Source organism: Streptomyces sp. NPDC001922 (genome assembly GCF_042891165.1).
Lineage (GTDB): Bacteria > Actinomycetota > Actinomycetes > Streptomycetales > Streptomycetaceae > Streptomyces.
In genome coordinates this window covers 37,903-59,619 of record NZ_JBIASV010000021.1, presented here as the reverse complement: position 1 = coordinate 59,619, position 21,717 = coordinate 37,903, and the positions used below count along the sequence as shown (strand labels likewise).

Below are 21,717 nucleotides of genomic sequence, written 5' to 3'. Positions count from 1 at the left end.
GATGCGTGAATGGCCACTGATCAGGTGTTGGACCAACACCCTTCCGGACGGCGACCGTTGAGCCATGCCCCACTCCTCCGCCCCGCCCCTGCTGACCGTGGTCGGCGACACCCTGGTCGCCGCCGACCGCCGGATGCCGCCGCCCGCCCGCCGCCGCGGCCCGCTGGCCCCCTACCGCCGGATCTTCGCCGCGCCCGGCGCGGTCGCCTTCACCCTGGCCGGCGCCCTGGCCCGGCTCCCGATGTCCATGCTCGGCGTCGCCACCGTGCTGCTGATCGCCCTGGAGCGCGACTCGTACGCGCTGGCCGGAGCGGTGTCGGCCACCGGGGTGGCGGTCACCGCCGGCACCGCCCCGCTGCTCGGCCGGCTGGTGGACCGGCACGGGCAGGCCCGGGTGGCCGTACCGGCGGTCCTGGTGTTCGCCACCGGGACGGCCTGCCTGCTGCTCTGTGTGCACTACGGCGCGCCCGACTGGGCCCTGCTGCTGAGCTGCGCCGGCTCCTCCGGCGCCCCGGGCATCGGGGCCATGACCCGGGCCCGCTGGACTCACCTGCACCGGGACAGCCCCGCACTCCGGCACGTGGCCGGCTCCTTCGAGCAGGTCCTCGACGAGCTGTGCTTCATGACCGGCCCGGTGCTGGCCATGCTGCTGTGCACCCTGGTCGCCCCGGAGGCAGGGCTGCTGACGGCGGCGGTTCTGCTCACCGCGGGCACCCTGCTGTTCGCCGCCCAGCGCGCCACCGAACCCCCGGTCCACCCGCGGCCCCACGGCCGGTCGGCGGGGCCCCTGCGGGTCCCGGGCCTCGGGGTGCTGCTGGCCGTCCTCCTGGCGACCGGCGCCCTCTTCGGCTCGATGGAGGTGGCGACGATCGCCGCCGTGGACGCGCTGGGCGGCACCGCCCCGAGCAGCGCCGTCCTGGCGCTCCAGGCGGCCGGCTCCGCCGCGGCCGGCCTGGTCTTCGGCGCGCTGCGGCTCCGGGCCGCCTCGGCGGGGCGCCTCGTCACCGGTGTCGCCGCCATGGCGCTCGGGGTACTGCCCCTCACCGCGGCCGACGTCCTGCCGGCGCTGGCGGCGGGGCTGTTCCTCGCGGGGACGGCGACCGCGCCGACGATGGTCACCGGCATGGCGCTGGTCCAGCAGCTGATGCCGGAGGCCCGGCTCAACGAGGGCATGACCACGGCGTACACCGCGCTGCTGGTGGGCATCGCGGCCGGCGCCGCCGCGGGAGGCCGGACCGTGGAACACCTCGGCCCCGGCGCGGGCTACTGGGTCCCGGCACTGGCCGGAGCCCTGGCCCTGACGATCGCCGCGGCCGGGGCGGGGCGGCTCCGGCGGGGCCTGCGCCACTCCCCGGGCAGCCCGCCCGAGGCCCCGTGAGCGCCCCGAGCGTCCCGTGGACACCGACCGATGATGTCCCGTGGAACGCCGAAGGCCCCGCTGAGAACAGCGGGGCCTTCGGCGCACATGGGATGAGTGGAGATGGCGGGAATCGAACCCGCGTCCAACGGTGCGGAAACAGGGCTTCTCCGAGCGCAGTCCGCTGCGATTTTCTCGGCCCCGGAGATCACGCGGACAAGTCTCCGACGGGCTCAGTCACTGTTTGATTTCCCACTCGGCCCCGTGACCGGGCCTAGTGGTTTAGTTCCCTAGCTGATGCCAGGATCCGGGTCGGGAACAGCCCCGGGCTGACAAGTTCACCGGTCGCTACTTAGGCAGCGAGGGCGAACTGAGTGCGCTTGTTATCGGCACTTATTGGTTGCGACATATGGTTTACGAGATCATTGCCGCTTCCTCGGCTCGCTTCCCCTGCTTCGACAGCCGCTGTCGAAACCGATCATCCCCATGTTGATTTTTCAATCTGCGGCGCCGGGCGTGTGCCCGTGCTGCTTGCGCCATCGTACGGGATCAACGCGGACCGGTGCCAGCGTATTCCCGGCCTGTCAAGGACACCCCGGCCCACGGGCCGTACGCCCCGGCGCCGGACGGGTGAGCCACCCGCGGCCGGGGCCCGGACCGTGCGGCCCGGCGGATCAGCCCTGCTGCCGCCGCTTCACCGCCGAGATCGCCCGGTCCGCCTCGCGCCGGTCCTGCTTCTCGCGCAGCGCCTGCCGCTTGTCGTACTCCTTCTTGCCCTTGGCCAGGGCCACCTCGACCTTGGCCCGGCCGTCCTTGAAGTACAGCGCCAGCGGGACGAGCGTGTGCCCGGTCTCCTGGGACTTGCTCTCCAGCTTGTCGATCTCCGCGCGGTGCAGCAGCAGCTTCCGCCTGCGCCGCGCGCTGTGGTTGGTCCACGTCCCCTGGCTGTACTCGGGGATGTGGACGTTGTGCAGCCACGCCTCGCCGCCGTCGAGCTGCGCGAAGCCGTCCACCAGGGAGGCACGCCCCTGCCGCAGCGACTTCACCTCGGTGCCGGTCAGCACGAGACCGCACTCGTAGGTGTCGATGATGGTGTAGTCGTGCCGCGCCTTCTTGTTCTGCGCGATCAGCTTGCGCCCCGTCTCTTTAGCCATAGCCCGGCCATTCTCGCACTATGCCCCGCCTCCGAGGCCACTCAATACTGTGCGGGCCCGGCCCTCGGCGCCCCCGCGCACGGCCAGATCGGGAGTGATGCCGCGGCCGTCCACCAGGCGTCCGGCGGGGGTGCGGTAGTGGCCGACGGTCAGCTCGGCGACCGAGCCGTCCGGCAGCTCGCTCGGCATCTGCACCGAACCCTTGCCGAACGTCCGGGAGCCCACGACCACCGCCCTGCCCCGGTCCTGGAGCGCGCCGGCCAGCAGCTCGGCGGCGCTCATGGTGCCGCCGTCGACGAGCACCACCAGCGGCCGTCCGGTGTCGCCGCCCTGCCGCGCGTAGAGGGCCTGCTGCTCGCCCCGGAGGTCGTAGGTGGCCACCAGCCCGCCGTCGAGGAATGCGGACGCGGCGGTGACGGCCTCGGTGACCAGACCGCCGGAGTTGCCGCGCAGATCGAGCAGGATGCGGTCGCCCCCGGGGGCCTCGCGCACCGCGCGGCGCACCTGCTCCCCGGTGCCCCGGGTGAACGAGCCGACCGTGATCCGCGTGGTGCGGTCCGCCGCCCACCGGCGGGCGGTGACGGTCTCGGCGGCCAGCCGCTCCCGGTGCAGCGGCTCCTGCCAGGCGTGCCCGCCGCGCTCCAGGCCGAGCTCGACCGGCGTGCCCGCGCGGGCCGGCCCGCCGCCGCCCCCGGCGCCGCGCAGCCGGGCCACCACATCGGTGACGGGCTGCCCGGTGATGGTGCGGCCGTCGATCGTCCGGAGCCGGTCACCGGCCCGGACGCCGGCGTGACCAGCGGGCCCCCCGGGCTGCACCCGGGCCACCTCGATCCGGCCGCCGTGGCCGCCGCGCACCCAGATGCCGACGCCGACGTAACTGCCGTCGAGGGCCTGCCGCACGTCTTCGTACTCGCGGGCGGTGTAGACGGCGCCCCAGCGGTCACCGCTGCGGCTGACGACCTCCTCGGCGGCCTGCGAACCGGACTTGCCGTCCGCCACCGCCTCGGCGGCGGCCCGGGCGACCTCGGCGCGGTCGGCGGCGCGGGCCACCGAACGGGCGGGCAGCCGGGCGGCGTTCGCCGTCCCGCCGTCCCAGAGACCGGAAGCGGCCCCCGCGGCGACGACGCACCCGAAGACCAATGTCAGGGCCGCCCCGCGGCGGACGCTGCGGGGCCGGAGGAACGTACACGGGCCCGACATGCGGGTGAGTCTAGGACACCGAAGGGCGCCGTACGGCCAATCGCCCGTACGGCGCCCCGGGTACAGATCACACCTTGAGGTACTTGCGCAAGGCGAAGAAAGCCGCAAGTGCGGGCATCAGCAGCCCGGTGGCGAGCACCAGCGGCAGCTTGGCGAGGACCGCGTCCCAGCCGATGAAGTTGATCAGCTGCATCTTGTCCGCGAGCGCCAGGCCGTGGTCGATGAGGAAGTAGCGGCCGACCAGCAGGATCGCGCAGGCACCGGTGGCGCCCAGCAGACCGGCGAACGCCGCCTCCATGATGAACGGCATCTGGATGTAGAAGCTCGACGCCCCGACCAGCCGCATGATGCCGGTCTCCCGGCGCCGGCTGAACGCCGACACCCGCACCGTGTTGACGATCAGCATCAGCGCGACGACCAGCATCAGCGCCATGACGCCGAGGGCCGCGTACTTCATGCCGTCGAGCAGGTTGAAGAGGTTCTGCAGCAGGTTCTTCTGGTCCTGGACCTGCTGCACACCCGGCCGGCTGGAGAAGGCGCTGGAGATGACCTGGTACTTCTCCGGGTCCTTCAGCTTGACCCGGTAGGACTCCTGCATCTGGTCCGGCGTGAGGGAGCTGGCGAGCGGCGAGTCGCCGAACTGCTCCTTGTAGTGCTTGTACGCCTGGTCACTGCTCTCGAACTGCACCGTGTCGACGACCGGCAGCTTCTTCAGATCCGCGCGGATCTGCTGCTTCTGGTCCTCGGTGACCGCGCCCTTGGCGCAGTTCGGGTCGCTCTGCGCGTCGTTCTTGTTGCAGAGGAAGATCGAGACGTTGACCTTGTCGTACCAGAAGCCCTTCATCGTGCTCACTTGGTCCCGCATGAGCAGGGACCCGCCGAAGAGGGCGAGCGACAGGGCGACGGAGACGATGACCGCGAAGGTCATCGTGAGGTTGCGACGGAGACCGACGCTGATCTCCGACAGGACGAACTGGGCGCGCATGATGTCCTTTCAGGGGGGCGGCCGCGGCTACGGGGCTCAGGATCAGTGCTGGTAGCCGTAGACACCGCGCGACTGGTCGCGCACCAGTCGGCCCTTTTCGAGCTCGATGACGCGCTTGCGCATCTGGTCGACGATCTGCTGGTCGTGCGTGGCCATCACGACCGTGGTGCCGGTCCGGTTGATCCGGTCCAGCAGCTTCATGATGCCCACCGAGGTCTGCGGGTCCAGGTTTCCCGTCGGCTCGTCGGCGATCAGCAGCATCGGGCGGTTGACGAACGCCCGCGCGATGGCCACGCGCTGCTGCTCACCACCGGACAGCTCGCCCGGCATCCGGTCGTCCTTGCCGCCGAGCCCCACGAGGTCCAGGACCTCGGGGACGGTCTTGCGGATCTGGCCCCGCGGCTTGCCGATCACCTCGAGGGCGAAGGCGACGTTCTCGCCGACCGTCTTGTTGGGGAGCAGCCGGAAGTCCTGGAACACGGTGCCCAACTGGCGGCGCATCTGCGGCACCTTCCAGTTGGAGAGCCGGCCCAGGTCCTTGCCCAGCACGTGCACCGCGCCGTGGCTGGCCCGCTCCTCGCGCAGCAGCAGCCGCAGGAAGGTGGACTTGCCGGAGCCCGAGGACCCCACGAGGAAGACGAACTCGCCCTTCTCGATCTCGAGCGAGACATCGCGGAGAGCAGGGCGCGTCTGCTTGGCGTAGGTCTTGGAGACGTTGTCGAATCGGATCACGGATGCACCAGGGTCGACCTGTAGAGGGGACACGGGACGCCGTAGCGCGGCTCCCGTCGGTGAGCGTGACCATACGCGAAGCGGGAGGGGCCGTGCAGACGTCGGTCGGCCGTTGCGCGCCGATTCACGACACTATTCAGGACAAAGAACGCATTGGCCGCAGACTTCCCGCCCACGACCGGGTCACGGAATCCTGCGAGGCGCGCCGAATCGTGGTGGAGCTGGCACAGTGGTAGGGGGAACCGGAGTGTTTCCCCCTGCGTTGGCCACAGTGAGGAGGAGATCGCATGACATGCGACCGTCTGGTGTGCGCCAACTGCGCGGCCCCGGTCAGTGAGGGCCGTTGCCCCGTCTGCCGGGCGAGCCGCGAGCGGCTTCAGCAGCAGGGACCGTTCGGCGGGCTCTCCCCGGCGGCACTGCTGGCCCTGCTGGTGGCCCTGATCGCCGTCGCCGTGCTGGCACCCGTGCTGGCCCAGCAGGGCGCCTGAGCCCTGCCCGGTCCGCCCCGGCCGTGATGCCGCGCGGCCCGGATCCGTCCCGGCCACGATTCCGTGCGCCCGGGCGCCGCGTCGGCGTGTCGGCGGGCCGGTGCGTGCCCTGAGCCCCGGGCTCCGGCGGCATACGCCCTGAGCTCCGGACCCCGGTGGCATGCCCGCCTCCGCGTCCGCGCCGAGCCACTCCGTACGCCTGTCACCCCGTGCGCCTGTCACCCCGTACGTCTGCCGTCCCGTACGGCTGTCACCCCGTCCGGCTCAGCCTCCTCCGGGGCCTCACAGAACCCCGGAACCGCCCCGCAGAGGCCCTCCACGGCCGTCTGAACGCCCGCGGGCCCGGACCGGGACCCTCCGGCGCCGTCGCGGCCCCGGAAACGCCGCAGGGCCCCGTCCCGCCGGATGGTGTTCCGGCGGGACGGGGCCCGGTGCGCGTCAGGCCGTGGATCAGGCCGCAGCGGCGCCGCCGCCACGGGTGATCAGGCGCGGCAGCATGCGGAAGCCGATGCCGCCCGCGATCATGGTCGCGGCGCCGATCAGCAGGAACGCGGTCTCGGAGGCACCGGTCTCGGCGAGCTCCTCCTTGGCCTCACCCTGCTGGACGGGCTGCGAACCGACGCTGTCGGTGTCAGTGCCGGTCCCGGTGCCCGCACCGGTGTCGGTGCCCGGGTTGTTGCCGCCACCGCCGGTGCCGTTGCCGTTGCCGGCACCGCCCGTGCCGTCGGTCGGGTCCTCGGTCGGGTCCGTGGGCTCACCGGTCGGGTCGGTCGGGTCGGTCGGGTCCTCGGTGGGCTCCGTCGGCTCACCGGTCGGGTCCGTCGGGTCCGTGGGCTCGCCGGTCGGGTCGGTCGGGTCCGTGGGCTCACCCGTCGGGTCCGTCGGGCCGCCGGTCGGGTCCCCCGTGGGGTCGCCGGTCGGCTCACCCGTCGGGATACCGGTCGGGTCGCCCGTCGGAATGCCCGTCGGGTCACCCGTCGGCTCCTCGCCGATGTCGATTCCGGCGTGCACGCCCTTCTTGCCCGCGTGCGCGCCGACGCCGATACCGCCGACCTCGACGTCCACGCCCACGGCCTGAGCGGCGCCGGCAGCGGTCAGCGACGCACCGGCGGCGATCACCGCGCCGGCCGCGATCCGCGCCACGCGCAGCCGCATCTTCTTGGTCATGTGCTTGCTACCCCCAGTAGCTGATGTGTCAGTGAGCAGCCCTGCGTCGGGCAGCGGCAGCATGGGGGGAGAAAAGAAACAGGCGGGACAAACCGCCCCCGCCCCCGATCGCACGCGCCTCAGTCATGGGCATGCCGCGCGTCAGCTTTCCCACTTTTCACATCAGCGTCAAGGGCATTCCGCACGCATTGTCGACTATGCAGCGAATGCCCGCCGTTAAAGTCGGCCGACTGTGACGAAAAAGGCAACCGCCACTCGGAGAGCGGCAGTTGCCTCGGGAACCTTTCGGCTCAAGGTTCTTGCACTGTGAGCACCCGATGAGATCGAGCGGGCACAGCGCGAGAACCCCTTTACTTCTCCTGCTGCTTGCGCCAGCGGATGCCGGCCTCGAGGAAGCCGTCGATCTCGCCGTCGAGCACCGACTGCGGGTTGCCGACCTCGAACTCCGTCCGGAGGTCCTTGACCATCTGGTACGGGTGCAGGACGTACGAACGCATCTGGTTGCCCCAGGAGTTGCCGCCGTCGCCCTTCAGCGCGTCCATCTTCGCCTGCTCCTCCTGGCGGCGCCGCTCGAGCAGCTTGGCCTGGAGGACGTTCATCGCGGTCGCCTTGTTCTGGATCTGCGAGCGCTCGTTCTGACAGGAGACGACGATGCCGGTCGGGATGTGCGTCAGCCGCACCGCGGAGTCGGTGGTGTTGACGCCCTGACCGCCCGGACCGGAGGAGCGGTACACGTCGACGCGCAGCTCCGACTCGTCGATCTCGATGTGGTCGGTCTGCTCGACGACCGGGAGGACCTCGACGCCCGCGAAGGACGTCTGACGGCGGCCCTGGTTGTCGAACGGCGAGATGCGGACGAGGCGGTGGGTGCCCTGCTCCACGGAGAGGGTGCCGTACGCGTACGGGGCCTGGACGGCGAAGGTGGTCGACTTGATGCCGGCCTCCTCCGCGTAGGAGGTCTCGTAGACATCGGTCTTGTAGCCGTGCCGCTCGGCCCAGCGCAGGTACATCCGCTGCAGCTGCTCGGCGAAGTCGGCGGCGTCGACGCCGCCCGCCTCGGCCCGGATGTTGACGACCGCCTCGCGGGAGTCGTACTCACCGGACAGGAGGGTGCGGACCTCCATCTCCTCGACCGCCTTGCGCACGGCGACGAGCTCGGACTCGGCCTCGGCGCGGGCGTCCGCGTCGTCCTCGGCGTCGGCGAGCTCGAAGAGAACCTCGAGATCGTCGATCCGGCCGCGCAGCTCCTCGGCACGGCGCAGGTGCCCCTGGAGATAGGAGAGCTTGCTGGTGACCTTCTGGGCGTTCTCCGGGTCGTCCCACAGGGAGGGGGCCGCCGCCTGCTCCTCGAGCACGGCGATGTCGGCCCTCATCGTGTCGAGGTCCAGGACGGCCTCGATCGACCCCATGGTCGAGGAGAGGGACTTCAGCTCTTCGGATACATCGACGACTGCCACGGGTCCAGCCTAACGGCTGTGACGCGGAGCTCTGCCCGTGATGCTCCGGCACTGGACCTCACGGAAAAACACCCCACAATGGGTGATACGCGAGCAATGGCTCCGTTGACACGGCCCACAGAGCACGAAGGAGGGTCGACATGACCGAACCGCACGAGGACGGGTCCACCGCCCTGCCGAAGCACCTGAACCTGCGCACGGGTGCCGAGGGGCCGGTGGACCCCGAAGACCTCGTCAAGCTGAGCGGCCGCGATGTGACACCCGAGCGGATCGAGCGGGCCCGGCGGCTCCTCGACGAGAAGGGGGCCGCGGCCGTCGAGCGGTACCTCCCCTGACCCCCTGACCCCCTGAACCCGCGGAATCCGCGCCGTCCGGGCCCTGCCCGAGCCCGGGGGCCGGGACGGGTGCGACTCCTTCCGGGACCGGCGCCTTTCCCGGCAGGGTGACCGCCGACTCCCGGGGATGCGTCGCCCCTGGTGGGGCCGGTGCCCGCGGTCACCGCCGGGCCGTGCTTCCGCACCGCCGCCGCGGGTCCGCGGCGGCGGGCAGCGGGCTGCCGGAGCGGTCCTCGGCAGCGGAGCGCTCAGGGGGCCGAGGAGGCGCCGTCCGGACGCTCCACGCCCGGCGGCTTGGCGTCGCCCTCGTCCTCACCCGCCGCGAGCCAGCCGCCCAGCCCGGCCGCGGCGACGAGCCCCAGCGCGACGGCGCCGAGCCTGATCCGGCGGCGGCGCACCGCCTCGGAGGCGGCACGGCTGCGGGCCGAGCCCGGGCGCCGCTCCCCCGCGGCCCGGGGGAACCGCGCGGTGCCGTGCGCCCCGCCCGCGAGCTCGTCCGCGCTGGGCACCCGCATGCTGGTGTGGGTGTCCCGGTTGGAGTCCCGCGCGGCCCCGTGCACCAGGGGGACAGCGCCCCGGCGGGGCGCTTCCGCACCGTCCTGCGGGCGGTGGGGCTGCTCGTCGTGGACCGGATCGGGATCCTCGGCCCCGGAGTCCGGCTCGTCCACGTCCAGCGGGGGCATCCCGGCCAGGTCGGGCAGCAGCTCCCGCAGCCGCCCGGCGAGTTCCGCCGCGCGCAGCCGGGAGGCGGGGGACTTGGCGAGGCACTGCACGAGGAGCTGCCACAGCTCGTCGGGGATGCCCGGCAGCGGCGCCACGGTCTCCGTCACATGGCGGCGGAGGATCGCGCCGGGGTAGCCGCCGCCGAACGGGGTGAATCCGGCGAGCAGTTCGTAGAGGACCGTCGCCAGGGCGTAGATGTCGACGGAGGCGCGGGGCGGCAGGCCCTCGACGATCTCCGGGGCGAGGTAGTCGGGCGTGCCGATGATCTTCGTCGCCCTGGTCCGGCTGGGCGCGTCGACGAGCCGGGCGATGCCGAAGTCGGTGAGCAGCGCCGGGTGGGTGCCGCCGGGGCCGACCGGGCCCTGCACGTCCAGCAGGACGTTCTCCGGCTTCACGTCGCGGTGGACGATCCCGGCGGAGTGCGCCGCGGTGAGGCCGTCGGCCACGTCCGCGGCGATGGCGACCGCCGTCTCGGGGGCCAGGCGCCGGTCGCGGTCGAGCCGGGTGCGCAGGTCGGTGCCGCGCACGAGGTCCATCACGAGGGCGAGGTCATTGCCGTCCACGACGAGGTCGCGGACGCCGACGACCCGGGGGTGGGAGAGGCTGAGCAGGGCGGTGCGCTCCTGCACGAAGCGCCCGACGAGCTCCTGGTCCGAGGCGAGGTCCTCCCGCAGGAGCTTGATGGCGACGGGCCCTTCGGGGCCCTCGCCCAGCCACACCGTGCCGGCGGATCCCCGGCCCAGGACCTGGTGGGCGGTGTACCGGCTGCCGATCTTCCGTGCCAAGACTGCTCCGACGTGTCGTGCCCCGAGGTCTCCGGGGCTGGCGTTGGCGACAAAGCTACGCGGACACCGGGGTGTTGGGTGCCCCGGATGACGGCAACCGTCGCTTCTGAGCGGGAAATCACCCCTCAGGAGTCGACAAATCTCCAGACCGGTGGATGGATCGCGAAGAAATCTCCCGGAAATGGCGCCACGGGGTCCGGAAATGCCGAACACCGGTACGCGACGGGCGCGTACCGGTGCCGGGACGAATGCCTACCGGGAGACGAATGCCGACCGGGAAGGGGCGGGGCGGAAAATCACTGTCCGCCGGAGCCGGAGGATTTGCTGATCTCCGACACCCAGTCCTTGACGCTGTTGAACCAGTCGCCGGCCGCGTTCCAGAAGCTCTTTCCGTCCGCGATCCAGTCCTGGAGCGGGGTGAGTTCCCAGATCAGCCAGGCACCCACGACGAGCATCAGGATGCTGAACAGGCAGCCCTTGAGGCAGCCCAGCCCGGGAATCCGCATCGGATTGGCGCTGCGGCGCGGCTCCCTGCGCTGCGGCTCCGGCGCGGGCGGGGGTGGCGGGGTGCGCCGCTCGGGGCGGCGCTCCCGGCGGCGCGGCTGCTGCTGGGGCTGCTGCGGCGGGTAGGGCGCCTGGGCCGGGCCGCGGCCCTGCTGCTGCCCGTACTGCTGCTGCCCCTGCTGCGGGCCGCCGTACTGCCCCGGCGGGGGCGCCGCGGGGCGGCGCGGCGGACGGCGGCGCAGCGGGTCCTCGCTCGGGTCCAGGTACTGGACCTGGGTCTGCTCGTTGCGGTCCCGGGCGGCGGCCATCTGGCCCTGCCACGGGTGCGGGCCGTCCTGGACGGGCGGCATGGCCTGGGTGGGGTCCGCGTTCGGACCGCCGGGGCCGGCGCCGTGCCGCAGGGCCTGGGTGGGGTCGGCGTTCGGGCCGGTGGAGGGCAGCACGCTGGTGGCGGCGGCCGGGTCGTAGGAGCCCGCGCCGGAGGGCAGCACCTGGGTGGGGTCCGCGTCGCCGGAGGCCCCGGCGCCCGAGTCGGGCACCGGCGCGGGGGCCGGGTCGGGGGCCAGCAGCGCGGCCACGCCGAGGGCGGCCTCGGCCTGGGCGGCGGTGGCGTGCACGCCCACGCCGTCGGCGACGACCCGCAGGCCGCGCGCGAGGTTCTCGGCGCTCGGCCGCTCGTCGGGGTTCTTGCGCAGACAGCGCTCGATGACCGTCCACAGCGGTTCGGGCACCGTGCTCGGGCGGCGCGGCTCCTCGCTCAGGTGCCGGTGGAGCACCTCCAGCGCGGTGGAGCCGGCGAACGGCGGACGGCCGGTGACCAGCTCGTACAGCACGATGCCGGCGCCGTAGATGTCGACGGCGGAGGTCTGCGGGCGGCCCTCGGCCGACTCCGGCGCGACGTAGGCGGGCGTGCCGACGAACTCCTGGGTGCGGGTCAGTCCGGGCGAGTCCGCCAGCCGGGCGATGCCGAAGTCGGTGAGCATCGGGTGCAGCTCGCCGCCCGCGTCCGTGAGCAGGACGTTGGCGGGCTTGAGGTCCCGGTGCACGACGCCGTCGCTGTGGCTGGCCGCCAGCGCGTCGGCGATCTGCGCGGTGAGCAGCGCGGCCGCCACCGGCGAGAACGGGCCGTTCTCCCGCAGATAGCGGTGCAGGTCGGGGCCGTCGATCAGGTCCATGACCAGGGCCAGCAGATCGCCCTCGACGACCAGGTCCCTGGTCCGCACGATGTTGCGGTGGGTGAGCCGCAGCAGCACGGACCGCTCGCGCAGGAAGCGCATCACGATGTCCGGGTCGCCGGCCAGCTCCTCCTTGAGGACCTTGATCGCGACGGTCTCGCCCGGCTGGCCGGGAACGGCCGCCTCGGCGCCGGCCGCCTCTCGCTGGCTCGCCCGCCAGACGGTGCCCGTGGCTCCGCGTCCGAGCGGCTCCTCGAGCAGGTACTTGCTGCCTACCGGCCGCACGTCTGCGCTCCCTGATCGTGGTCCAAGTTGCGGGGCCGCCCGACGGCTCGGCGACCCGTTCGACCCACTGTAATGCCGCCGTACGGTATGCCGACCGGTTACGGCGACCCGGGGTCGACTGGAAGACGCACGTTCCGGGCAGATGGTTGCCGAGCGGACGGCGCCAACCGGAATTTCTCCCCCCGGCGGGCGGGTGCGACACCGTAACGCGAGCCACAGCGGCACATTTGCGCCGTAGCCCGGCCAATCAAGATCGATTGTCGCCGGTCCCGGCGCGAAGTGCCGGTGGCAGGTGCGAGGATGCACCGAGCACGGAAGCGGTGGGCAACCCGGTCCCGTCCGCCGTGTGACCTGTACGTGCTGAGGTGCCTGTGCGCGGCGGGGGAGCCGGCCTCCCCGGTCGCGCGCGCCGGGCAGAAGGGACCGTTGACGGCGATGCAGATTCGGCTGACCGTCCTCGGACCGCGCGGCGGCCACGCCGCGCGGGTCTGCGACGTGCTCGTCACGGCCCCTCCCGGCACCGCGCTCGCCGCGGTGGCGAGCGGGCTCGCGGCCGCGGTCGCCGCCTCCTCCGGCGCCACTCCCCCGGCACCGGGCCGCCGCGACGGGTCCGCCGCCGCGGCCGGCGCCACCGGGGCGGGCTCCTCGCGGGCCGGGGGCGAGAGCGCGCCGGACTCCTCCGGCTCGGGCCCGGTCGTGCTGTACGTGGGCGCCGAGCGGCTCGACGCCCAGCGCTGCGCCCTCGGCGAGCCGCCGCTGACCGACGGCGCGGTGCTCTCCCTGGGCGGCCCCGCCGAGCCCGAGCGGCACCCCGGCGGGCCCCCGGTGCTGCCGTCCGGCGCACCCGCCCAGCTCCATGTGGTCGCGGGGCCCGACGCGGGCGGCGTCCATCTGCTGCACGGCGGGCAGATCCGGATCGGGCGGTCGGCCGACGCGGACGTGCCCCTGGACGACCCGGACGTCTCCCGGCTGCACTGCGCGGTCACCGTCGCGGACGACGGCCGGGTCACCGTGGCCGACCTGAACTCGACGAACGGCACCGCGCTGGACGGCGAGCCGGTGGGCGGCGCCCCGGCCCCGGTCCGGCCCGGGGCGCTGCTCCGGCTGGGCGAGTCGGCGCTGCGGCTGGTCGCCGCCCCCGGCCCGGCCGTCGGCGCGCCCGCGGCTCCGGCCGGTACACCGGTGCCCGGCGCTCTGCAGGCCCGGCCGGACGGCGAGGGCCATCTGCGGGTCGCCGTGGGCGCGGCAGCGGAGGGCGTGGACGGGCGGGACCCCGTTGGACCGGTGACCCGGTCCGGGGGCGACGCACCGCAGGCCGGGGACGGCGGCGGCACCGTCGCGGGCTGGGGCTACGCGGAGTCGATGGTCACCCGTCCCGGCACGGCCGCGGGCGGCCCGTATCCCGCCTCCGCCACCCGGCCGGGAGAGCAGGACTCCGCCGCGACCCACCCCGGGCGGCACTCTCTCGCCGGCCCCGGGCCGGAGGGCGCCCCGCGCCAGGTCCGGCGGGTGCGCGGCATAGGGGCCTGGGCCCGGCGGCTGGCCGGAGCACGGGCCGATGCCGGTGCGGTTCCCGGCGCCGAGCCGCCGCAGACCCGCCCGGTGGTGGACACCGCCGCCGAGGAGGCCGCGGCGAAGCGGTGGCCCGACCCGTCCGAGGTACTGCTGACGGCCCTCGGCCCCGGCCCCCGGCTGTGGGAGCGCGGCCCGGGGCACCCGGACACCCTGGTGGTCCGCCTCGGCACCGCCGACCGGCCCGGCGCCCCCGCCGCCCCGGTCACCCTCGGACTGCGGCAGACCGGCTCGCTGGGGCTGGCCGGGCCGCGGGCGCGGCTGACCGGGCTCGCCCGCTCCGTGGTGGCGCAGCTGGCCGCCCTGCACCCGCCGGGCGACCTGGAGATCGTCCTCATCAGCACCGACCGGGAGCGCCCGGCGGCGGAGCGGCTGGCGGAGTGGGGCTGGCTGGGCTGGCTGCCGCAGGTCCGCCCGGCGCACGGCCAGGACTGCCGGCTGCTGCTGGCCCACGACCGGGACCAGGCCGCGGCGCGCACCGGTGAACTGGTGCGGCGGCTGGACGACGGACCGCTGGGGCCCAGTTGGATCACCGCGGACCGCGCGGCGATCGCGGAGGCGGCCGGGGAGTACGACGGCCCGTACACCCTGGTGATCGTCGACGGCGATCCGGGCTCGGCCGCGCTGCGCGGGACGACGGCGCGGCTGGCCGCGGGCGGGCCGGCGGCCGGTATCCACGTGCTGTGTCTGGCCGAGACCCCCGCGGCGTCACCCGCGTCCCCGCTCTCCGTGACGCTGGACATGGCGCGGGAGGCGTCGGCGCCGTTCTCCGAGTGCGGGGCCGCCGCGCTGCTCAGCGGCGATGTCGCCACCGCGCTGCGGGTGATGCACCTGGGCCCGGCGGGCCCGGTGAACAACGGTGTGGTGGCGACCGTGGACGCGGTGTCCGCCGCCTGGGCGGAGCGCTTCGCCCGTGCGCTGGCCCCGCTGCGGGCCGCGGACACCGGCGGCGACGGGCCCCGGCGGGTGGCGGCGCCACTGCCCCGGACCGCACGGCTGCTGGACGAGCTGGGGCTGGCCCGCGCCACCCCGGCCTCGCTGATGGCCCGGTGGGCCGCGGCGGCGGACACCGGACCCGCCGAGGGCGGCCGGGTCTGCGCGGTGCTGGGCGCCGGGCCGCACGGGCCGCTGTCCGTGGACCCGGCTGCCGACGGCCCTCATCTGCTGGTGGAGGGCGGTCCGGGCAGCGGCAAGACGGAGCTGCTGCGCTCGATGGCCGCCTCGCTGGCCGCCGCCGACCGGCCGGACCGGGTGGCACTGGTCCTCGTCGACGGCGGCGGTGCCGAGCGCGGCGAGGGGCTGCGGGTCTGCACCGAACTGCCGCACGTCTCCACGTATCTGGCGGCGGCGGACCCGGTCCGGATGCGGGCCTTCGCCCAGGCCCTGGGCACCGAGCTCAAGCGCCGGGCCGAGCTGATCGGCGACGGCGACTTCACCGACTGGCACACCCGGCGGGCGGTGGCGGACCGGATGGTCGCGCCGCGGCGGCCCCGGGACCCGGACCCGGTGGCCGACCGGCACGGGGACCTGGAGTCCGCGCCCAGCGGGACGCTCAAGCTGCGCGCCCGCGGCGGCGGTTCGGCGACGGGCGCCGGCCCGGCCGGCGCGGGCCTGACGGCGGACGCGCCGGCGGGCGAGGAACCCCCGGCGCTGCCGCGGCTCGTGGTGCTCGTGGACGACTACGACGAGCTGGTGGCCCCGGGGCTGGGCAGCCCGGGGCGGCCCGCGGCCGGTTCGGTGGTGCGTGCCCTGGAGGCGGTGGCCCGGGAGGGCGCCCGGCTCGGGGTGCATCTGATCGCGGCGACCGGCCGTCCGGACCGCACGGCGGAGACCGCCGCGGCCCAACAGGCGGGCCTGCGCATCGCGCTGGAGATCCTGCCCGCCGAGGGGCCGGGGCCGGCCCGTCCGGAGGCCGGGGGCGACGCCGGGGAGCCGGCACCGGGCCGCGGCCGGCTGCTGTTCGCCGACGGTTCGGTCGCCCCGTTCCAGGCGGGACGGGTGACGGGCCGCATTCCCCGGACCGCGACGCTGCGGCCGACGGTGGTGCCCCTGGAGTGGGAGCGGATGGGCGATCCGCCGACCCGGCGGCCGGTGCGGGAACTGGGCAACGGTCCGACGGATCTGGCCCTGCTGGCCAGCGCCCTCCACCGGGCGGCCCAGTCGGCGCAGGCTCCGGCGGCACCACCGCTGCTGTCAACGTGACCCGGCCCTGCGCACATCACGCATTGATGCCCTGTCACATCCTGGTCACGATGGGCCACTTGACGCCCCACGCGGTATTGCGGGGGTTCGCGTTCCGGGCGTAGGACTGAGCCACGGGACGCACGGAGCACCTACGGCCGCCGTCTGCGGGGTCCGCGCAACGGTGGGCCCCCGTGGCCCGGCCCAGGGGAGACGGGGCAGGTCATGCGCACAACTCTTCGCTCGGCACACACCACTCGCACCGCACTGGCGATCCTCACCGCGAGCGCCCTCGCCCTCACGGCCGCCGGGTGCGGCGACGACGGCGACAGCTCGTCCGGGGGCCCGGGGAAGGGCGGCTCGAAGGCCTCCACCGTCCGGCTCCCCCACCTGGACGGAGAGAAACTCCAGGTCGCAGCCGTGTGGACCGGCGCCGAGCAGAAGAACTTCACCGCCGTCCTGGACGAGTTCGAGAAGCGCACCGGCGCCCGGGTCGGCTTCGTACCGACCGGCGACAGCATCTCCACCTTCCTCGGGACGAAGATCGAGGGCGGGGAACCGCCGGACGTCGCGATGCTCCCGCAGGTGGGCGCGCTCCAGCAGTTCGCCGACAAGGGCTGGCTGAAACCGCTGGGCGGCCCGGCCGAGGCCCAGCTCCACAAGAACTTCTCCCGCGGCTGGCAGGACCTCGGCGCCCACGACGGCACGCAGTACGGCGTCTACTTCAAGGCCGCCAACAAGTCCCTGGTCTGGTACAACACCACGGCCTTCGAGAACGCGGGGGTCTCCGAGCCCAAGACCTGGAAGGAGTTCCTCGCCGCGGCCCGTACCATCTCCGACTCCGGGGTGCCGCCGGTCTCCGTCGGCGGGGCGGACGGCTGGACGCTCACCGACTGGTTCGAGAACGTCTACCTCTCCCAGGCGGGCCCCGAGAAGTACGACCGGCTCGCCCGGCACGACCTCCCGTGGACCGACCCGTCCGTGAAGCGGGCGCTGACCACGCTCGGCGAACTCTTCGGCGACCGGACGCTGATCGCGGGCGGCTCGGCACGGGCGCTGCAGACCGAGTTCCCCAAGTCCGTCACGCAGACCTTCACCGGGGGCGACGCCCCGGGGGCCGCGATGGTCTTCGAGGGGGACTTCGTCGCCGCCAGCATCGCCACCGACACCGACGCGAAGGTGGGCAAGGACGCCAAGGTCTTCCCGTTCCCGGCCGTGGGCGGTTCCTCCCCCGTGGTCAGCGCCGGCGACGTGGCGGTGGCGCTCAAGGGCGGCAAGGGCGCGCAGGCGCTGCTCACCTTCCTGGCCTCCACCGACGCGGCCGCGATCTGGGCGAAGGCCGGCGGCTACCTCTCGCCGAACCGGAAGCTCGACCCCGGGGTGTACCCGAACGCCGTGCAGCGGGACATCGCGAAGGCCCTGATCTCGGCGGGCGACGCCTTCCGGTTCGACATGTCCGACCAGGCACCGGCGTCCTTCGGCGGCACCAAGGGCGCGGGCGAGTGGAAGGCGCTCCAGGACTTCCTGAAGAACCCGAAGGATGTCGCGGGCGCCCAGCGGAAGCTGGAGGCGGCCGCCGCCAAGGCGTTCCGGAACTGACGGGCCGCCGGCCATGACGACCGCGACCGCGGAGGGCACGGCCGCACCGGGCACACCGCCCCCCGCCCGCTCCGGACCGCCCCGCGGCAGCGGGACCAAGGGCACCCGGCCGTGGGTGGCCGTCTGCTTCCTGCTGCCCGCGCTGGTGCTGCTGGGCGCGCTGGTGGTCTACCCGATCGGGTACTCCCTGGTGCGCAGCTTCCTCGACGCCGACGGCTCCGGATTCGTCGGACTGGACAACTTCGCCGAGGTGTTCACCGACCCCGACAGCCTCACCGCGGTCCGGAACAACCTGATCTGGGTGGTCGTCGCCCCGGCCGTCTCCACCGCGCTCGGCCTGATCTACGCCGTGCTGACGGAGCGGATCCGCTGGGGCACCGCGTTCAAGCTGGTCGTCTTCATGCCGATGGCGATCTCGATGCTGGCGGCGGGGATCATCTTCCGGCTGGTGTACGAGCAGGACCCGGACCGCGGGGTGGCCAACGCCGTCTGGGTGGGGGTGCACGACACCTTCACCGAGTCCGCCGCCTACCCCGGCGCCCGTCCGGGGCCGCGCACGGAGCTGCGGCCCTCCGGCGGCGGGTCGTTCACCAGCGCCTCGCCGCTGGCGGACGGGGTGCCCGCGGACGTGCCGCTGGTCGGCGTGCCCGCGGCGAAGCTGCCGTCCGGCGCCGCCGCCGCGCGGCCCGCACCCCGCGAGGCCGGGAAGATCACCGGCACGGTGTGGCTGGACTTCACCAAAGGCGGGGGCGACCGGCCCCGGGTGATCGACCCGGGTGAGAAGGCGCTGGCCGGGATCCGGGTCGAGGCGGTCCGGGACGGCCGTGTCGTCGCCTCGGCCGAGGCCGCCGCCGACGGCACGTACGCACTGCCCGCGGACCGGGCCACCGGGGCCCTGCTGCGGCTGCCGGCCGGGAACTTCGCCGAGCCGTACCACGGCGTGGACTGGCTCGGCCCGTCCCTGGTCACCCCGGCGATCATCGGCGCGTACGTGTGGATGTGGGCGGGGTTCGCCATGGTGCTGATCGCCGCGGGCCTCGCCGGGGTGCCCCGGGAGCTGCTGGAGGCGGCCCGGGTCGACGGGGCCGGTGAGTGGCAGGTGTTCCGGCGGGTCACGGTGCCGCTGCTCGCACCGGTGCTGGCGGTGGTGCTGGTCACCCTGATGATCAATGTGCTGAAGATCTTCGACCTGGTCTATGTGATCGCGCCCGGGGCGACCCAGTCCGACGCCAATGTGCTGGCCCTCCAGCTGTACCTGTCGTCCTTCGGGAGCGACGCCGACCAGGGCGTGGGCAGCGCCATCGCCGTGCTGCTGCTTCTGCTGGTGGTGCCGGTGATGATCCTCAACATCCGCCGGATCCGGAGGGAGCGCCGCCGATGACCACGACCACGGACGCGGCACCGGTACGCCCGTCCCGCACGGTGGGGAAGGCCCGGCCGTCGGCCGTGTCCCGGCTCGCGGCCCGCGCCGGGGGCGGGCTGACGCAGGTGCTGCTGATCCTGGTCGCGCTGTTCTGGCTGATGCCGACGCTCGGGCTGCTGATCTCCTCGCTGCGCGACGGCTCCGACATCGCCGGCTCCGGGTGGTGGACGGTGTTCGGCGCGCCCGCTCAACTGACCGTCGACAACTACGCCGAGCTGCTGGGCAACGGCGCGATCACCGAGTCGCTGCTGACCACGGTGCTCATCACCGTCCCGTCCACGGTCCTCGTCGTCGTCATCGGCTCGCTGGCCGGATACGCCTTCGCCTGGCTGGACTTCCCGGGCCGGGACGGGTGGTTCCTGCTGGTGGTGGGCCTGTTGGTGGTGCCCGTCCAGGTGGCGCTGCTGCCCGTCGCCAAGCTCTTCAACAGCCTGGGGATCTTCCAGACGACGGCGGGGGTGGTGGTCTTCCACACCGCGTTCGGGCTGCCGTTCGCCGTCTTCCTGCTGCGGAACTTCTTCGCCGAGATCCCGCGCGAGCTGCTGGAGGCGGCGCGGCTGGACGGGGCGGGCGAGGTCCGGCTGTTCACCCGCGTGGTGCTGCCGCTCGGCGGGCCCGCCATCGCCTCGCTCGGCATCTTCCAGTTCCTGTGGGTCTGGAACGACATGCTGGTCGCCCTGATCTTCGCGGACAGCGGCTCACCGCCGGTCACGGTCGCCCTCCAGCAGCAGGTGCGCCAGTTCGGCAACAACATCGACGTCCTGGCGCCGGGGGCGTTCGTCTCGATGGTGATTCCGCTCGTGGTGTTCTTCGCCTTCCAGCGGCAGTTCGTCACCGGGGTCATGGCGGGCGCGGTGAAGTAGGCCGGGGGCGGTGGCCCTCGCGGGCGGTCCGTGGGCGGCCGGCGGTGTCCGTGGGCAGCGGACCGCGGTGTGCGGGCGGCGGCCCGCCCCGTCAGCCGTACGCGGGAACCGGTCAGTCGTGCACGAAGAGATGGACACTGCCGCCGTGCAGCCGGGCCACGCCCTCCCGGTGGAACCGGGTCGCCAGCACGTCCTGCTTGACCCGCTCCACCTCCGCCCGGAACACCCTCCGCTGGTCGGAGTCCTCCCGGTCCAGCAGCCACACCCGGTCGGCCCGCGACAGCAGCTCCCGGACGCGGCCGGGCGGCAGTTCGGTGCCGTACAGCGTGCCGGAGCGCCCCGGGGGCGCCTCCAGCGCCACATCGCGCAGCCCGGCGAACGCCTCCGGGTAGGCGATGGCCGCCTTCCGCCGGGTCCCGGCCAGGAAGACCACCGCGTCGCCCGGCTTCGCCCGGGCCTGCACCGCCTGCGCGATCGGCCGCAGGTCGTCCATCCGGCTCTCCCCGGAACGCACCTGGTTCTGGGCGGCCAGCTGCCCGCCCAGAACCATCGACACCACCAGCGCCCCCGCCAGCGGCAGCGACCCCCGCCACGGCACCCGGGCGGCCAGCCGGTCGGCACCGGCCGCCACCAGCAGCGACAGCCCCGGCAGCGCGTAGAGCACGTACCGCAGGTCGTACAGCGGATACAGCTGGGACACCGCGATCAGCAGGACGGGCGGGACGACCAGCAGCGGCAGCGCCACCGTGATCAGGGTGGGCGGGGCGGCGGCGAACGACGGGCGGCGGGGCAGGAACAGGGCGGCCGCCGCCAGCGGCAGGGTCAGGCACGCGGCCCCGCCGGACGGCCCGGCGAACGCCCGCACCAGATGGACCACCTCGTCCCAGCCGGGCCGGGTGATCCAGGCGATCGCCTCCACCTGACCGCCCGCCACCCACAGCAGCGGTGCCAGCACCACCACCGTGCCGCCCGCCGCCATGCCCCACAGGCGCCAGGTCCGGGGAGCGCTGCGGGCCATCAGCAGCGTCACGGCGTGCGCGGCGAGCAGCAGCACGGCGAGGGCGTGCAGCACCACGGTCAGCGCCACGACCCCGGCGTACGCCTGCCACCAGCGGCGGTCCGTGCTCCGGCAGCCGCACGCCAGGAGGTAGGTGGCAGTGGTCGCACCGGCCACCACCAGGGCGTACGACCGGCCCTCCTGGGCGTACAGGCTCACCACCGGCACCACCGCGAACAGGGTGCCCGCGATCAGCCCCACCCGGGGCCCGGCGAGCTTGGCGCCGGTCGCCGCGACGGCCGCCGCCGCCCAGCTCATCGCCAGCACCGAGGGCAGCCGCAGCATCACCTCGTCGGCGCGCACCGCCAGCAGCAGGTGCATGCCGAAGTAGTAGAGCCCGTGCACGGCGTCGAGGTTCTGCAGCAGGTGCCAGAGCTCGGCCGGGGTGCGCCGGGCGGCCGTCCAGGTGGCGGCCTCGTCGCCCCAGAGCCCGCGCCGGTTCAGGCCCCAGAGCCCCAGGACCGCCATGGTGACGGCCGGGATCAGCAGGGTCGCGACCGGGGTGCGGCGTGCCAGGACGGGCCGGAAGGGGATCCTGACCTCGGTTGTGACCATCGACGAGCTCCTGTTCTTCGCACGGTCCCGTCTTTGGTTCGGCAGCAAACGGCCCCCGCTTGATCCCCCGCACGGCGTCGGCCCGGCTCACCGGGGCGGCCGGTCCCGTCACCCGGTTCG

The 21,717-nt window shown here is 74.0% G+C and carries 16 protein-coding genes and 1 other RNA gene; 7 read left to right on the top strand and 10 right to left on the bottom strand.

Annotated elements, in window-relative coordinates; genetic code table 11:
• The first annotated feature begins 64 nt into the window (after window positions 1–64).
• Window positions 65–1,378, top strand: coding sequence for an MFS transporter (locus ACFYYR_RS30655; RefSeq protein ID WP_388860847.1), 1,314 nt, complete (start codon window positions 65–67; stop codon window positions 1,376–1,378).
• A gap of 94 nt (window positions 1,379–1,472) precedes the next feature.
• Here the strand turns inward: ACFYYR_RS30655 and ssrA are convergent.
• The 5 genes from ssrA to ftsE all read right to left on the bottom strand — a co-directional run bounded on the left by ssrA (window position 1,473) and on the right by ftsE (window position 5,428).
• Window positions 1,473–1,843, bottom strand: a transfer-messenger RNA (tmRNA) gene (gene ssrA, locus ACFYYR_RS30650).
• A 188-nt stretch (window positions 1,844–2,031) separates the two neighbouring features.
• The gene (gene smpB / locus ACFYYR_RS30645; RefSeq protein ID WP_388860844.1) at window positions 2,032–2,511 is read right to left on the bottom strand and encodes an SsrA-binding protein SmpB; all 480 of its coding nucleotides are present in this window, start codon (window positions 2,509–2,511) and stop codon (window positions 2,032–2,034) included.
• An 18-nt stretch (window positions 2,512–2,529) separates the two neighbouring features.
• A complete protein-coding gene (locus ACFYYR_RS30640; protein ID WP_388860841.1) occupies window positions 2,530–3,711 on the bottom strand; it encodes a S41 family peptidase in 1,182 nt (393 codons plus the stop codon).
• 67 nt (window positions 3,712–3,778) lie between these two features.
• Window positions 3,779–4,696 (bottom strand): permease-like cell division protein FtsX, encoded by a 918-nt coding sequence (ftsX, locus tag ACFYYR_RS30635; protein ID WP_388860838.1) that lies wholly within the window; start codon window positions 4,694–4,696, stop codon window positions 3,779–3,781.
• Between the two features lie 42 nt (window positions 4,697–4,738).
• Window positions 4,739–5,428, bottom strand: coding sequence for a cell division ATP-binding protein FtsE (gene ftsE / locus ACFYYR_RS30630; RefSeq protein ID WP_351514857.1), 690 nt, complete (start codon window positions 5,426–5,428; stop codon window positions 4,739–4,741).
• Between the two features lie 287 nt (window positions 5,429–5,715).
• Here ftsE and ACFYYR_RS30625 point away from each other — a divergent pair, with 287 nt between their 5' ends.
• Window positions 5,716–5,916: a hypothetical protein gene (locus tag ACFYYR_RS30625; protein WP_351514855.1), complete on the top strand. Its 201-nt coding sequence runs from the start codon at window positions 5,716–5,718 to the stop codon at window positions 5,914–5,916.
• 450 nt (window positions 5,917–6,366) lie between these two features.
• On the opposite strand, the gene ACFYYR_RS30620 is transcribed toward ACFYYR_RS30625, so the two are convergent.
• Both ACFYYR_RS30620 and prfB read right to left on the bottom strand, forming a co-directional pair.
• Window positions 6,367–7,083, bottom strand: a complete 717-nt coding sequence (locus tag ACFYYR_RS30620) for a hypothetical protein (protein WP_388860834.1) — start codon at window positions 7,081–7,083, stop codon at window positions 6,367–6,369.
• A gap of 350 nt (window positions 7,084–7,433) precedes the next feature.
• Window positions 7,434–8,540, bottom strand: a complete 1,107-nt coding sequence (gene prfB / locus ACFYYR_RS30615; protein WP_351514851.1) for a peptide chain release factor 2 — start codon at window positions 8,538–8,540, stop codon at window positions 7,434–7,436.
• Window positions 8,541–8,680: 140 nt separating this feature from the next.
• Between prfB and ACFYYR_RS30610 the strand changes: the two genes are divergently transcribed.
• Window positions 8,681–8,875 carry a hypothetical protein gene (locus ACFYYR_RS30610; RefSeq protein ID WP_388860831.1) on the top strand — a complete coding sequence of 65 codons (195 nt, stop codon included), beginning with the start codon at window positions 8,681–8,683 and terminating at the stop codon, window positions 8,873–8,875.
• A 248-nt stretch (window positions 8,876–9,123) separates the two neighbouring features.
• On the opposite strand, the gene ACFYYR_RS30605 is transcribed toward ACFYYR_RS30610, so the two are convergent.
• Window positions 9,124–10,383: a serine/threonine-protein kinase gene (locus tag ACFYYR_RS30605; protein WP_388860828.1), complete on the bottom strand. Its 1,260-nt coding sequence runs from the start codon at window positions 10,381–10,383 to the stop codon at window positions 9,124–9,126.
• 296 nt (window positions 10,384–10,679) lie between these two features.
• A complete protein-coding gene (locus ACFYYR_RS30600) occupies window positions 10,680–12,347 on the bottom strand; it encodes a serine/threonine-protein kinase (protein WP_388860825.1) in 1,668 nt (555 codons plus the stop codon).
• 435 nt (window positions 12,348–12,782) lie between these two features.
• Here ACFYYR_RS30600 and ACFYYR_RS30595 point away from each other — a divergent pair, with 435 nt between their 5' ends.
• From ACFYYR_RS30595 to ACFYYR_RS30580, 4 genes are all read left to right on the top strand, one after another.
• Window positions 12,783–16,121: an FtsK/SpoIIIE domain-containing protein gene (locus ACFYYR_RS30595; RefSeq protein WP_388860822.1), complete on the top strand. Its 3,339-nt coding sequence runs from the start codon at window positions 12,783–12,785 to the stop codon at window positions 16,119–16,121.
• A 204-nt stretch (window positions 16,122–16,325) separates the two neighbouring features.
• Window positions 16,326–17,699, top strand: a complete 1,374-nt coding sequence (locus ACFYYR_RS30590) for an ABC transporter substrate-binding protein (RefSeq protein ID WP_388860819.1) — start codon at window positions 16,326–16,328, stop codon at window positions 17,697–17,699.
• 13 nt (window positions 17,700–17,712) lie between these two features.
• Window positions 17,713–19,080, top strand: a complete 1,368-nt coding sequence (locus tag ACFYYR_RS30585) for a carbohydrate ABC transporter permease (protein WP_388860816.1) — start codon at window positions 17,713–17,715, stop codon at window positions 19,078–19,080.
• Complete coding sequence (locus ACFYYR_RS30580; protein ID WP_388860813.1) at window positions 19,077–19,985, top strand: carbohydrate ABC transporter permease; 909 nt, start codon at window positions 19,077–19,079, stop codon at window positions 19,983–19,985. Before ACFYYR_RS30585 ends, ACFYYR_RS30580 begins: the two co-directional genes overlap by 4 nt.
• 112 nt (window positions 19,986–20,097) lie before the next feature.
• Here ACFYYR_RS30580 and ACFYYR_RS30575 read toward each other — a convergent pair whose 3' ends face one another.
• Window positions 20,098–21,597 carry a hypothetical protein gene (locus ACFYYR_RS30575; RefSeq protein WP_388860810.1) on the bottom strand — a complete coding sequence of 500 codons (1,500 nt, stop codon included), beginning with the start codon at window positions 21,595–21,597 and terminating at the stop codon, window positions 20,098–20,100.
• Window positions 21,598–21,717 lie beyond the last annotated feature (120 nt).

What these genes read in the sequence shown, in the direction of transcription:
- ACFYYR_RS30655 (WP_388860847.1), top strand. Translation starts at nt 65, where the DNA reads ATGCCCCACTCCTCCGCCCCGCCCCTGCTGACCGTGGTCGGCGACACC.
- smpB (WP_388860844.1), bottom strand. Translation starts at nt 2,511, where the DNA reads ATGGCTAAAGAGACGGGGCGCAAGCTGATCGCGCAGAACAAGAAGGCG.
- ACFYYR_RS30640 (WP_388860841.1), bottom strand. Translation starts at nt 3,711, where the DNA reads ATGTCGGGCCCGTGTACGTTCCTCCGGCCCCGCAGCGTCCGCCGCGGG.
- ftsX (WP_388860838.1), bottom strand. Translation starts at nt 4,696, where the DNA reads ATGCGCGCCCAGTTCGTCCTGTCGGAGATCAGCGTCGGTCTCCGTCGC.
- ACFYYR_RS30625 (WP_351514855.1), top strand. Translation starts at nt 5,716, where the DNA reads ATGACATGCGACCGTCTGGTGTGCGCCAACTGCGCGGCCCCGGTCAGT.
- ACFYYR_RS30620 (WP_388860834.1), bottom strand. Translation starts at nt 7,083, where the DNA reads ATGACCAAGAAGATGCGGCTGCGCGTGGCGCGGATCGCGGCCGGCGCG.
- ACFYYR_RS30610 (WP_388860831.1), top strand. Translation starts at nt 8,681, where the DNA reads ATGACCGAACCGCACGAGGACGGGTCCACCGCCCTGCCGAAGCACCTG.
- ACFYYR_RS30595 (WP_388860822.1), top strand. Translation starts at nt 12,783, where the DNA reads ATGCAGATTCGGCTGACCGTCCTCGGACCGCGCGGCGGCCACGCCGCG.
- ACFYYR_RS30590 (WP_388860819.1), top strand. Translation starts at nt 16,326, where the DNA reads ATGCGCACAACTCTTCGCTCGGCACACACCACTCGCACCGCACTGGCG.
- ACFYYR_RS30585 (WP_388860816.1), top strand. Translation starts at nt 17,713, where the DNA reads ATGACGACCGCGACCGCGGAGGGCACGGCCGCACCGGGCACACCGCCC.
- ACFYYR_RS30580 (WP_388860813.1), top strand. Translation starts at nt 19,077, where the DNA reads ATGACCACGACCACGGACGCGGCACCGGTACGCCCGTCCCGCACGGTG.
- ACFYYR_RS30575 (WP_388860810.1), bottom strand. Translation starts at nt 21,597, where the DNA reads ATGGTCACAACCGAGGTCAGGATCCCCTTCCGGCCCGTCCTGGCACGC.